Origin of the sequence: Blautia sp. 210820-DFI.6.14 (assembly GCF_020558815.1) — a bacterium.
Classification (GTDB): Bacteria; Bacillota; Clostridia; order Lachnospirales; family Lachnospiraceae; genus Blautia_A; species Blautia_A obeum.
Genome location: NZ_JAJCKS010000025.1, coordinates 14,532 through 28,366, shown reverse-complemented (window position 1 = coordinate 28,366; position 13,835 = coordinate 14,532). Strand labels below are relative to the sequence as shown.

Sequence of the window (13,835 nt, the reverse complement as noted above, 5' to 3'; positions counted from 1 at the left end):
CTTTTGATAACATCATTCTATATGATTTCGCATTTCAGATTATCTAAGCAATTAATCTGAAATTAGCATCACTGAAATAATTTTGTAAACGTAAAATTTTATCAGCTGAAAACTGTGGATCATGACGTTCATAATCAAAAACAAGTATAATATTTGTAAAATCATTTTTGTAACAAAGATTTTCCAAATTTTTCTTTTTACTGATTACAAACGGAAGGTCAATATCTGTCCATTCATTTTCCCAGTCATCCCCATATTCTCTTATAATATCTTCATATAACATATAAATATTCGTCCCATAAATCCATATGTTCTCCATATCAACATGCAATTCCGGGTAACATTTGAAAACAAGCCAAAACAGCTTATTTTTCTCATGATCTCCCTCCACAACCAGCAAACTTCGGCCTCTTCTTCTGGCTTCTGTCGCATAATTATTCATAACGTTCAAACTCCCCGCTGATATACATCTTTTCGAGATTATGTCCTTCTCTCAATTCCCGTTCTGTTGCATTGCAAAGGGACGTTAATGTTCCCCTTCTCGACAAAATAAGCAAACAATCCGGACGCATAATTCTGTTCGTCATCAGATTAGTATTATGTGATGTCATAATCATCTGACATTTTGGATATTTTCTTTTGAAAAATCCAATCACTTTTTCTGCCATTTCATAATGATAAAACGCATCGAATTCATCTAAATAAACGAATGACGAACCCCCAATTTTCACAATCAGTCTACGATACAGATCAAACAGCGCCAATGTACCACTTGACGCATTCTCATAAAAAGGGACCATCTGTTTATGAACAAAATATAATTCTTTCTGTCCATCCGGCAATTCTTTTAAAGCCAGACTGCATTCAATTCCCATTACATTCAAAAATTCTTCAAGGTCTGTTAGCAAAGCTCTTTTTTCTAATAATTCATAAAAAAACTGGTTCGATCTTCCTGCAAGAAATCTCATTCCACTACCAACAGTAATCATCTGCATTCTTTCAACATAATTAGACAATGAAATTAAAACTGAATTATTTTTAAATACAGCATTGCTAAGCAACCAACGTAAAAAGGGAATTTTCGTATTGCTGATTTCTATATCGTCATCTATCCCTGAAGATTGCAAATACCGCTCAACATTTATAGTTTCTGCCTCAATATAATTCAAATTGTCAAAATTATAGTTTTCTTTTGAAAAATCACAGAAAAAAATTCTGATGCCATTTACAAATAATGCTTCATCCTGCAGTTTCTCATCCGACACTCGCGAATACTTATATGACACATCTGTACCATTAAACTCAAACTCATAACTAAATGTTGCTACATTCTCTGTCGAATCTGCATTAAGAAAAACCTCGTTTCTTGTATATCTCCGTCTTCCAAACATCGTCGCAACAATATCAAGCAATGCATTTCCCAAATTTGTCTTTCCTGTTGCATTACGTCCATATATCAACATTTTTCCAATTGTCCCTTCATACAGACAATCCATATTAAATTGATAACCGGCAATATTTTCAAAATCTATACTTATTTCATTTTTAAAATTCTTATAATTCCTCAATGTGAATTTTTTTAGCATATAATATACCGTCCTCTCAAAGAGTAATTAACATCTCAATTATTTCTTACAGTATAACCAGTTTTATATTTTTCCGCAACAATATGCTGTAAAAAAATTACGGCATATATCGACAAACAGGAGAATTTTACACGCGATTTGCAAAATTCTCCTGCTTTATTGTCTATTTTCCTTATTTAAGTTTCACCGCATCTTCATCGTTTGTTTCTGAAATAATAAAATGCGGTCTCTGCTTCGTCTCCAAATACATCTTTGCAATATAATGTCCGATCACGCCCAGACAAAACAGCTGCAGACCACCAATAAATATGATCACACAGATCGTTGATGCCCATCCGGCAACAGGATCACCGTAAATCAGTTTACGTCCGACGACCACAACTAACATCAAAAAAGAAACAACTGTCATCAGCACTCCAAAGCCCGAAACAGCACTCAACGGTGCCTGAGAGAAATTAATGATTCCATCAATCGCATATTTTGTAAGCTTCCAGAAATTCCATTTGGTTTCACCTGCCACACGTTCAATATTATCATAGGATAACCAATATGTTTTGAACCCGATCCAGCCAAAAATTCCTTTGGAAAATCGATTGTATTCTGTCATGCTGACAATCGCTTCCACCATTTCCCTTTTCATCAGGCGAAAATCCCTTGCACCATCAACGATATCTGCATCCGATATTTTATTGATGATCTCATAAAATCTGTGTGCAAACCAGCTTCTGATCGGTGGTTCCCCTTCACGGTTCTTTCTTCTGGTAGCCACCGAATCATAATCCTGTGTATGTAAGATCTCCAGCATTTCAGGCAACAGACTCGGTGGGTCCTGCATGTCTGCATCCATTACACAGACATAGTCCGCATTTGCATTGCAAAATCCCGCATACATGGCTGCCTCTTTACCAAAATTCCTGGAAAAAGACAAGTATTTTACATGCTCATCCTTCTCCGCAATTGATTTCATAATACTCAGTGTATTATCTTTCGATCCGTCATTGATCAAAAGAAGCTTATAGTCATAGTCCAGTTTTTCCAGAACTTTTGATGCTTCTTTATAAAACAATGGCAGCGCTTCCTGTTCATTGTAACACGGTACAATAATTGCTAAAGTTTCCATCTTTTGCTCCTTATCCAAAATACATTTCATCATTTCATAAGTAAGCCAAATTATCTAAAACTCAATGGATATTCTGTTTCTTAATTTTCTTAATACAAATTGTACTGGTCTAATTACTATATTAAATAGCACTATAGAAACCAAATATGATAAACCAAACGTAACACTCACAGACATCACATAATTTAACATACTTACTTGACTATTAATTTTTAATCCTACAAACTCCGTCAAGATCGCGTAATGAACCATATATGCCATAAATGAATATTTTCCTAAAAAGCAAACAATCTTTTTACCGAGTTCACCTTTAACTTCCATATGCTTTTCCATAAAAAGGTAGCTGGCAACCGTAAACAATACAAAACCAGCAGATAAATCATTTGGATTAACAAAAGTAGTTAAATATGTTTCTCCCCAAACTGTAATTATATACCCCAAAATACCTAAAGCATAAAAAATTTTAATATTACTATCATCAACTACTCTTTATGATACTGGCATTTCCAGCGAGTATGTGATAGACTTTTATTGTCCATTTGAACCGCCTCCTTTGATTTTGAGTTTGGCTTGGGACACCATTCTCATCATATCACAGGAGGCTTTATTTTGTTATCCTCACCGCTTCCGCCTACTCCATTCTCCCCAGCATAGCTGGGGGATTAGGCTTTTCATTCAATTTAATTTAGAAAGTTTATTTCTAATATATTTCAATGCATATATAACTGCAATTGGAATAGCAATCCCCGCAATATAATATATCCACCATAAATTTTCATAAGAGACTGTAAATTTTCCAAGCACATCATTTCCATCTTTAAAAATTCTCACAGCAACTAAGTCAACACATTTAAAAGCAAGAAAATGCAGTGCCATAATATGATAACTATTTTTTCCTATAGTTGCAAACATTTTACAGAATGGTCTAACTTTTTTTATGCCTTCTGCCAAACATAAACAAAACAGAATTCCAATTAATGTCACCGGATAAAACAACGCCGGATGCATAATTTGATTTACTGATAATTCAATCATTCCAATTTTCAATGATAAAATTCCCCATATCATAGTTCCTAATATGGGAGCATACCACCATTTCAAATATTTTTCGAACTTCATACGGTACTTCTTATAAAAACACCCTAAATAAATTATACTGATTCCTAATATAGATGTTTGTATATGATAATTCAAATATACTTCTTTATAATTAAGTACTATTCCAACTATACTACATACAAACATGGCCAATATATGACCCCATATTGTTTTTTTTATTTGTTCCATTTTATAAAATATAATTATAAAAAAAGAAACTGCCATAAAAAACATTGGTACAAACCAAAATGCGCCCAATAATCTCTCTGAAGTTCCAAATGATAACGAATTTAAAATATTTTGTATTATTTCTCGTTTTCCATATTTAGGAATATCATTACTTAATATATGTACTTTTCTAAACAAATTATGACATGCCACAAAAAAGATACTATATATCGTATATAAAGGTAAAAGTCCTCCTAAGCGCTTTCCAATTTGCATATATGGAGGAGTATTATTCTGCGGTTTAAAACACATTCCCGCAACAAACAAAAATACCATGATATGATATGTATACACATAAGCCACTATCGGAAATCCCCCTGGTAGATAGCCTCTAACATGTCCTATTACAATCGAAGTAATTCCTATTCCCTTTAACAGATCAATCGTTGTGTCTCTTTTCACAATTTTTCTTCCTTTTTCATATGCAATATTCCATAAATTTTCTCTATTTTAAATTGCCCTAAAAACAATTGTCATAAATCACTTTAATTGATTGGATTTTTCTCCTTTTTGGTATACACGTTCAATCAATAATGCTACTGGTCTTGGCCAAAACTTTCGAAAAACTATTAAATCTTCATCTCTCCGTGCGCTATCCTTCAATAAATCGGACGTTGTAGATTCTTCATGAATTCTATGTTCCATAAGAGGTGTTGGAACATAAACAAAAGCTCCCGTCTTTTTAGAGAGTCTTTCCCAGGCCTGCCAATCAATATTGCTTTTCATATTATCTTCAAATAAATTTGATGGCATCATACTTTTTACCATTGTAACAGCTGGACAGCAGATTGCTGATCCAAATGATAAAATTCTTCTTCTTATAAACTTACTATTCCAAAATGCCGGAATTTTCAATGGTGATAGCATCACTCTTTTAATTGTAAGTAATTTATTCTTTAAAACTCTTTTTCCATTCCTTAATTCTGCATAATCTGAAAATAGGATAATAGGATTTTTGCTTTTATTATATGCTTTCCATATATTCTCTGAATAATCTTTTTCATACACATCATCCTGATGTGCTAAAGTAACCAATTCCGTTTTTGCACAGCCCATAGCAAAGTTCCAATCACTTGCTAAACTTGATGGATTTGGATTAACAAACAATTGTAATTTATATTTTTCCGCAACTTCTTTTATGTAAGAATTTGGAGTACCTGTAGATATAATCACATTACTTTTTATATTTTGATTCAACACTGATTGTATACACTCTTCCAAATACTGGCTTTCTTTATATGCACATACTACAAAAGTATGTTCCCTTGAAATATCTACTTTCATTTATTTGCTTTCCTCTGTTCTTCATTACTTTCCAATGAATCAATCTGCTTTTGCTGTGCTTGTGATCTTACTGCAATTTCAGCTGCCAATACAGAAATTTTTTCTTCCAACTGAGAAACGGCTGTTGATAAAGTAAAAACCTTAATTAGTAAAGCAAAAATGATAACCAAAAACACAAGATTTGAAGGCGACATGACCCCAAACAGATCTGACAATGCAAATGAAATCTGTGGAAAAATCGCAAGTATAAGTAAACAGAAACTAAAAACTATCCAATAAATAGCACTTTCCATTTTTACTTTAAGTTTTTTTATCTTATGTAAAATCCAACACATAAGACATATCGATGCAATTATGAGTAAAATTCTTAAAATAGCAGACATTATACATCCTCCCTTTCACGTACTCGTACCCACTGAAAGACAAAAATAGAGAAAAACATCTTTATCATATACCAAATTGAATTTTTGAAATTCAAGTAGCTTACACCTGCAATTCTATCATGCATCTCTACCTGAACTTCTTCAATTTTGACACCACAGTTTAGAAGATAAGCCAATGTATCTGGTTCTGGACTGTAATGCATATTATAGCCAAAACGTTTAATCATTTTCTTATTGAACAGACGCATTCCTGATGTTACATCTTCAATTTTTTTCCCACCTGTGGTCACTCGAATCGCAAAAGAAATCAAATTACTTCCAATCATTCGCATTGAAGACGGTTTTTTTACGGTTTTAAACCGTGAACCAATAACTATATCTGCATTATCCTTTTTCATTGTTTCAAACATATCTGCAATGTATTTCGGATCATGCTGTCCATCTCCATCTAGCTGTACTGCATAATCATACCCATGATAATTTGCATAGCGAATCCCACTTCGGATAGCACCTGATAATCCTACATTTATCGGAAGATCTAATAAATTATAATTGTTTTTAGCACATATTTTTCTTGTAGCATCTGTAGAACCATCATTCACAATCACATAATCGTACTGGGGATAATTCTCAATCAAATTATTTACAACTCTTTCTATATTTTCTGCCTCATTATAGGCTGGAATAATTATAAGTAGTTTCATTTTTTCACCTATTCGCTTTTTTCAACTGTTTTTTACGCCACTTCATCATATATGGTATCATCGTATTTATAATATGATATCTTAATTTAGGAAATGGGGTCATTACTATATTAAATACATTCCATAGCTTAAAATATGTTTCCCATCCCTCTTCTGGTTTGTCATTACTCCATGGTGTCATGGACAAATATTTTTCATATTGAATTTTGAATTTATGTTTATTGCCTTTTCTCCATGGACGTTCCTCCCCCAAATAGTGTATAATTGCTGGATTTTTGATAGCATATTCCACTTCTGTTTTTGTATAATAATAAGCATCGCCCATTAATTGTTTCAATGTCTTATATGGATAAAACCAATAAATATTATAAAAATTATATCTTGGATTAAGATAGAAAATCTCTTTCTTTAATGTACCATTTATTGCATCCTGATCATTTGCAAATAAACTCCCCCTATTGTCTTTGTAATAATTTAGAATTTTCTGACCTATTTTGTTTTTTTTCCACAATTCAAGATTAATCAACAATACTCCAGCGTTAATATACGGCAAATATAACATACCAAGATTTTCTTTTTGTTTTTTATTTACCGTTGCTTCTATACAAGCCCCTAACACTTTTTCTTCTAAATCTGTATTCCATACTTCATCTAGAGGTGCTAAATTAATCGTATCACCATCCAAATATAACACTTTCTCCACTTCTTCTGGCAACAACTTGTCTAATACCAATCTAGCCAAAACAATTGGATTCCATCCACCTGTATCAAATTCAAAATCAATATATGTATCTATACTTTGCAGTGGAATGATTTCAATTATTCTATTATACTTATCAGCCAATTCTAAGAATTTATTTTTGCTTTCTTTTGAAATCCCCTGTCCAACTATAAATACACGAATTTCATCTATTTCTTTATTGTTTTCAAAGACGGAGCAAATACTCGCTGCAACCTTAGCTACAAATGCCTCATTTGTTGTATATACTATATTCAATTTCCCACTCCTTTTGAAGACCATCCTATACAACTGTATAGTTAATACCTATTTAACAAAAAGCCAACTCTCAAAGCAAGTTCCCCTCCTATCGAAGGGCGTAGTCTTTTGGGATAACATAACCGTTTTACCCAACGAACAGGATTCTTTGTCTTTCCAGCAAAAACAGTAATCAATCTTCTATCCCTTTCATTCATCTGGGTTCCATATTCTTGAAGGAATCTATCTAATGGATAATGTAGTTCTTGTTTCATTTTATCTCCCAAAATCTCATTTCTAATCCAATAAGATATACTTGCCCCAATTCCAGCATTGCCTGCTGTGACAGCATTACCGTGTCGCCTATACAAAGCCCTGCTTTTTTCATCAAATATAATTATGCCCAATGCTGCTGCTATTTTCTGTACCCATCCATCATGTGCCAATCCAGTTTTGTCAGAAGTTTCAAGTGCTTTGTGGCGCAAACTTTCATTAATCACAATAGCAAATCCAAACGCCGGAGTATACAACATAACATTTCGAAATGTTAAAGGCATTTTGGGCTTTGGTGCTTCATGAAGCATATTTAATTTTTCATCACAATAACTATAATTTGCATAATATAATATAGGCTTAATATTGTCCTCTTTTTCCAGCATGTCAATTGCCGCTTCTAACTTCTGAGGAAGCCACACATCATCCTGATCACAAAATGCATAGTATTTAGCGCCTTTACTTTGTTCTAATAAAAGCCAAAAGCTACGTTGCCATCCTACATTTTTTCCTTTTACAAACCTGATTCTACTTGCAATGAAATCATTTTGTTTCCTATAATTTTGAATGATTTCTACAGTATGATCACTGGACCCATCATCCCTTATAAATAAAACAAAATTTTTATAAGTTTGTTCAAAAATACTATCTAACTGCGCTTTTAAATACTTTTCACCATTATAGGTTGATAATAAGATATGAATTTTAGGTTTGTCCACTTTACACTCCTTATAAACTCATTTTTTTGTTACACTATTCAATAATTTTTTTATTCTATCTCTTTTAATAAAGCAATATACAACAAATGCAACGAAATAGATTCCCATTGAATACCAGTTATCTAAAAACCAACTTGCAACAATAAATATTGCAACCAACCCCGATTCAATGATAATATCTTTCACGACAGCAATTTCCATGCACCTTGATAAATAAATTTCTGCAATATCACATTTAAATGCCAATAAAACCACAATACTGACTACTGCCAATTCCAATGAATGTACTAAATAAACCGTAATTCCAGTCATTCCAACACTAATAGCTACCGAAAGAACATTTATTATCAATATCGCTTTTTCTTTTCTTAATGCCTTCAAATATGTATTCACAAGCAAAGAAATTTTACTATCGAATATACATACAGGAAACATCAATGCCATATAACGGATGCTCTCTGCATAGCCAGGTAAAATTCCAGTCAAAATTATCTTTAATGGATAATAAAAAACAAACGCGCCAAGCAAAACAAACATCAAAAAATCGCGTATTTTTTCATAAGTGTCACTTAATTTATCATTTTCCATTCTTTTAAGCATCGGAAAAACAACTACACTAACTGCATTCACGAAAACCATAAGCATACTAGAAATACTCATCGCAAGTGAAATTTTACCAAAAACTTCAATGCTCCAATAATTTTCAATGGCTAATCTAACAATTCCCGTAATTAACATGCTTGCAACATTTGCAAGCACTAATTTACTGCCAATAGAAAGATTAATCCACATTTCAGATACAGCACTTTTAAAATTTGCTAATTTACAAAAAATAATATTTTTACAATATTTTAATGCCAACAGCATTGCTACTATTTTTCCAGCAATATCACCACACGCAATTATCTCAAATCTTTTGACGCCCAAAAACCAGCAGCCAATAACCATGATTGCGAAAAAAGCCTTCTCAAGCATCACCACAGTTGCATATGGTTTTATTCTATTAGTAGCCTGTAAAACATATGTTGTAAAATTGTTTGCAATATATATTACCATACAGATACATGTCAAAAAAATAACATGTACTTTATTTACATCCGGAACAAAAAATCGTGCAATGTTTATAATCACAACACTTATAATTATTTCAAAAATTGTAAGTATCAAAAATTGTGTTGCATATATATGTCCATCTAAATCATCAAAATCTTTTCCGCCAATTCTTAAATAAATACCATCAACTAACCCCAAGTGAAAAAAGCCAACATATGATGTATAAAATAGATACAATTGCCAATACCCATATTCCGTTTCACCCAATAAATTTGGTAAAACCAATAACAAAATAGCACTTACAAACATAGAAAGCAAGTTGGCAACAATAGAATACATCAAATTATTTACAACTGTATTTTTATCTTTCAATCTATCACCTTTCAAAAAAATCTTCCTATCAATTTGCATTGATATATCATTATAGCGCCTAAGCAACAGGATATAACAAACGTTGCCCTACTGAGCTTACAATAATCACATTTTAATGATATTCGTTTTCCGTTAAATATTAATGCACCTAAATATAACAACGGTAAATAATATCTGGCTTGTACACCTGAAATATGCGTTTCACCCACAGGTGTAAAGCTTAAATACAGTGCCAGCCAAATGAATCCAATCGTTCCTATTACAGCTATTGCTATAATTATTTTATCCATTATTGATAATTTTCTTTCATATCTTATATTTTGTTGATCCGGCGTTAATAATAGCATACCTGCTAATACAATTATAACGCAACTCCATTTGTCAGTGAGTATTCCCAAATTTGCAAAATTAAGGAACATCAAATTGCCAAAGAAATAATTATCAGCTTCTGGATAACCTAAATTTCTAAAATTATCCAATTCAAAAATACTTTTTACCATTAATTTTATACTTGCCATTGGATGTTTAACCATAGATACTAACTGCCCTACGACACTAGTGGCACCACCCCGCGAATCCCCTCCAAAAGATAAATCACCTGCCATAGTACTTGTTAATGTCGGCAAAACAAATGTTAGCATAACAAGACATGTTATACACAAAATCATTGTCCATACTATTATTCTGTCTTTCTTTTTTTTGGTAGATGCAATCGGTAGAATCAACATTATCAGTATCATTGGTATATATACCGCTTTAGAAAAACATCCAATAGCAAACAATAATACCATCCCTATTATTTTCCTAATATTTATACTTTCATTATATAATTCATTTGCCCACAGCACACATGCCAATGTTATAAAACTAAATACAATAGTATCATACGTATACGATGCAGCCAAAAATAATGGCGTTGGCATTAATGCAACAAATATTAAGAAAAGCTTTTTTCTCTTTGCTAATTTAATTGCCCAAAACATTACTAAAATATATATTAACAAATTTCCAATTTTACCCAATGCATAAAGTACACTAAAAGAAGTCTTCAAAATTGACGCAATATTGATAAAAATTGCCTGTGGAATATATGCTAATGAAGAATACGCTGGAATCAGACTCTCTTTCTGTTCTGTATATACCACAGTATCATTTTTTTCATTCAAATAAGCTCGCAATTCTGCAAATTCTGCTTTTGTATTGCACGTTACAGTTTCACCGTTTTTTGTCAGTTCTGCTGCCTCTGTCCATTCTACATTTCTCCCAAATGCTAATGAATATGCATTTCCAAAATGGATCTGTTCATCCCACGAATTTTTTACTGGCTGCGCATAAAAGATCAACAACAAACCAAAAATCAATGCATACACAACAAACAGCCATTCCAATTTTTTATAAATCTTCTTTTCAAATAACAGGCAATATAATAATGAAAATGCCACTAAGAAAAATAATACTCTATAATTATTAACTTCAAATCTGTTTGAGCAGGACACTGCTGTCAGTTCTGCGTCTTCTACTTTATTCAGGGTAATTTCTATGGAAGTTACTTTCTTGTTCAGGTTTGTATAAAAATCTGAGAACCATGAATTCACTGTGTCAGAATAATACTCTTCGGATTCTTTGTCAAAGGAATTATATTCCTTTGTTTTTATTGTATAAGAATATTCTTTTGGAAAGCTTCCTGATAATTTTAATTCTTTTATATAAAATTTCTGCGATGAGGAATAGCTGATCACATATTTTTCCTTATTCCCCTCTTTTTCTACAGTAATATACTTTGTCAGATCAAGATTATCATACCCACCTCTGATTGCCGGTAAATTACACACAAGCTCTATTACCGCAGTCAAAATAAGGATTACAACCGCTGCTACAATTCGTTTATGTTTCTTTATTGCTCCAATCACTGTTTTTTCTCCTTCAGATCACTGTAAATAAGGTAGCTGAATAACAAACTCATAGATAAAATCATTGCCGCCATCCATATATATGGATGCTGTGGTTCCATCACTTCCAGGGAATAAAAAATATCTGCGACATTATCTGAATTGGCATTTACATAACTCAGCATATGATCTGCATTTCTGCTTCCGTATAAAGCCACTCTTGTTTCCGGTGATATATTTTTTCCCTGCAACAATAATGTATATTTACCAGATTGCTTCTCACTCGTTTTCAAATATAACTCTGTTTCATTGATTGACGCATTGCTCTGCATTGATATCAATTCCCTGATTGTTACAGTATCTTCAGCCACAACCTGATCATCTAATTTCAATGTGCACTTAATTTCTCCCTCTTCATCTGTTCCATCTACACAAAAATACAGACCGATCCCATATATTTGTTTATCATATAAATCAAATCGAATCTCCGCATCACGAGAATCTGTAATCGCACCAAGTTTCGGAATCATATATTTCTTATCATATATACTCGCATCAGTGCTGGAATACAAGGTATCTTTCCGCTCAACCGGTACAAACAGCGCCGCCAGAAAACATAATACAAATATCAGATTTATGCATATCAAAATATTTCTTATTTTTTTCACACTCTATAACCTCGACTTATTTTTACTCATTACATTTTATGATAACAAATCCTCTCTATAAAAACAAGTCATATTTCCATCCCACTCATATTCCCCATTTGACGAACTACGTAGCATATAGTATGATAATATAAGTTTATAAGGAGAATATAAAACATGAAAAATAAATTTTTTAAGTTTCTGGCACTCTCATTGGCCGCAACGCTTTTGCCAGGCACAACTGTCTGTGCAGATGATTCATCTGACTATGTGCACGTAGATGTCTTTGGAAGTGTATATTATGGCACACTGACTACTGCAAAGGATGGCAAAAGTTCTGTTTTTACTACTGTTCCAGAAAGCGATAATCAATTTACAATCACAGGGAAATGGGATACCAATACATCTGCATTTACTCAGGACTGTACAATTGCTTATTCCGATGGTTCCTCTCAGTCCATTGAATATAACAAAAAAGGACTGATTCAGGGCGATATCCGAACTGATTTTCCAGATAGCTCTTATCAGACTTTCTCAGCTGCATCCGGAAAACCGTATAAAGCTCTACGCACTTTTTCATCCTCTGATGAATTGACTGCTATTGACTGGTACTACAAATGTACACTTATGAGTACCTGGAAATCAGACGCTGATACCGTGGATTATGATACTCTTATGGAAACGCCTTACGAATATATAGACCTTCCTTTTACTGTAAAAGGAACTGTGGAGGCTATTTATGAAGATTCCAATAATCATACCGATATAAAGCTCAAAGATGATGATGGAAATGTTTACCTTTTTTATTATCAGTCAGAAGATGTCAATAATTTTGCATCTGCCAATATACCTTCTCTTTCTGAAGGTGACAGACTGAGCATCACCGGAATCTTCTCCAACATACAAAATCCTGAAGATTCTACCCTGCATCTGTATGAACATATGTCCGGTTCTGATTACAACCTTGATTCGTTAAAAAAAGATATCCAAAACAATGATTTTATTGAAGCAATGGATAAACTCAGCCAAAAGGATACCGAAAACGATGAGACCCTCTCTGCTCTTCTGAAAATGAGCGAAGTTAATGATCCTGATTTTGAAAAGATATTTCCAATTTTCAACTCCGTTACTGCGGATGTAATCGGAAATGACTGTGACCCAATGAATCTCCAGAATACTTATCAGGAGATCTGCGACAATCCCTTCTATTATATAGATACTGATATCTCTTTAGACGGAACTGTTGTTTACGAAAACTTTGATGCGGATAGCGCTAAATTGACGCTCCTCATTAATGAAAAAGGTACTTCTAATGTTTATGCAGTTACTTACAAAGCAGAGAATTTTAATTCCATTCTCAACAAAGAACTACATATTACAGGGAAACTGAGCAACACCCATCGTGTTCCCTATTATAACGATGAAACAAAGAGCCTTGGTTATGTTATCTACCCGTTGATCTCCGCTACAGAAGTTACAGAATAAAAAAGATCCTCACCATCC

General features: G+C 33.0%; 13 protein-coding genes. 1 reads left to right on the top strand and 12 read right to left on the bottom strand.

The window, feature by feature from the left end; translation table 11 throughout:
• Positions 1–43: 43 nt before the first annotated feature.
• The 12 genes from LI112_RS14430 to LI112_RS14375 all read right to left on the bottom strand — a co-directional run bounded on the left by LI112_RS14430 (position 44) and on the right by LI112_RS14375 (position 12,353).
• The gene (locus LI112_RS14430; protein ID WP_227190934.1) at positions 44–442 is read right to left on the bottom strand and encodes a hypothetical protein; all 399 of its coding nucleotides are present in this window, start codon (positions 440–442) and stop codon (positions 44–46) included.
• Positions 435–1,586, bottom strand: coding sequence for an ATP/GTP-binding protein (locus LI112_RS14425; protein WP_227190933.1), 1,152 nt, complete (start codon positions 1,584–1,586; stop codon positions 435–437). The genes LI112_RS14430 and LI112_RS14425 overlap by 8 nt, the downstream gene beginning before the upstream one ends.
• Before the next feature lie 172 nt (positions 1,587–1,758).
• The gene (locus LI112_RS14420; protein WP_005422527.1) at positions 1,759–2,706 is read right to left on the bottom strand and encodes a glycosyltransferase family 2 protein; all 948 of its coding nucleotides are present in this window, start codon (positions 2,704–2,706) and stop codon (positions 1,759–1,761) included.
• Positions 2,707–3,381: 675 nt separating this feature from the next.
• On the bottom strand, positions 3,382–4,434 hold the full coding sequence (locus LI112_RS14415; protein WP_173908363.1) for an acyltransferase family protein: 1,053 nt from the start codon (positions 4,432–4,434) through the stop codon (positions 3,382–3,384).
• 78 nt (positions 4,435–4,512) lie between these two features.
• Positions 4,513–5,316: a glycosyltransferase gene (locus tag LI112_RS14410; RefSeq protein WP_173908365.1), complete on the bottom strand. Its 804-nt coding sequence runs from the start codon at positions 5,314–5,316 to the stop codon at positions 4,513–4,515.
• Positions 5,313–5,699, bottom strand: a complete 387-nt coding sequence (locus LI112_RS14405) for a DUF2304 domain-containing protein (protein ID WP_129795844.1) — start codon at positions 5,697–5,699, stop codon at positions 5,313–5,315. The genes LI112_RS14410 and LI112_RS14405 overlap by 4 nt, the downstream gene beginning before the upstream one ends.
• Positions 5,699–6,403, bottom strand: coding sequence for a glycosyltransferase family 2 protein (locus tag LI112_RS14400; protein WP_173908367.1), 705 nt, complete (start codon positions 6,401–6,403; stop codon positions 5,699–5,701). The genes LI112_RS14405 and LI112_RS14400 overlap by 1 nt, the downstream gene beginning before the upstream one ends.
• A 4-nt stretch (positions 6,404–6,407) precedes the next feature.
• Positions 6,408–7,400: a glycosyltransferase family 8 protein gene (locus LI112_RS14395; RefSeq protein WP_129795842.1), complete on the bottom strand. Its 993-nt coding sequence runs from the start codon at positions 7,398–7,400 to the stop codon at positions 6,408–6,410.
• Between the two features lie 41 nt (positions 7,401–7,441).
• Positions 7,442–8,371, bottom strand: a complete 930-nt coding sequence (locus tag LI112_RS14390) for a glycosyltransferase family 2 protein (RefSeq protein WP_173908369.1) — start codon at positions 8,369–8,371, stop codon at positions 7,442–7,444.
• An 18-nt stretch (positions 8,372–8,389) separates the two neighbouring features.
• Complete coding sequence (locus LI112_RS14385; RefSeq protein ID WP_227190932.1) at positions 8,390–9,811, bottom strand: lipopolysaccharide biosynthesis protein; 1,422 nt, start codon at positions 9,809–9,811, stop codon at positions 8,390–8,392.
• Entirely contained in the window at positions 9,808–11,706 is a 1,899-nt protein-coding gene (locus LI112_RS14380; RefSeq protein ID WP_173908373.1) for a DUF2142 domain-containing protein, read from the bottom strand. Before LI112_RS14380 ends, LI112_RS14385 begins: the two co-directional genes overlap by 4 nt.
• A complete protein-coding gene (locus LI112_RS14375; RefSeq protein ID WP_044924886.1) occupies positions 11,703–12,353 on the bottom strand; it encodes a hypothetical protein in 651 nt (216 codons plus the stop codon). The genes LI112_RS14380 and LI112_RS14375 overlap by 4 nt, the downstream gene beginning before the upstream one ends.
• 156 nt (positions 12,354–12,509) lie before the next feature.
• Here LI112_RS14375 and LI112_RS14370 point away from each other — a divergent pair, with 156 nt between their 5' ends.
• Positions 12,510–13,817, top strand: coding sequence for an OB-fold nucleic acid binding domain-containing protein (locus tag LI112_RS14370; RefSeq protein WP_173904160.1), 1,308 nt, complete (start codon positions 12,510–12,512; stop codon positions 13,815–13,817).
• The last annotated feature ends 18 nt before the right edge of the window (positions 13,818–13,835 follow it).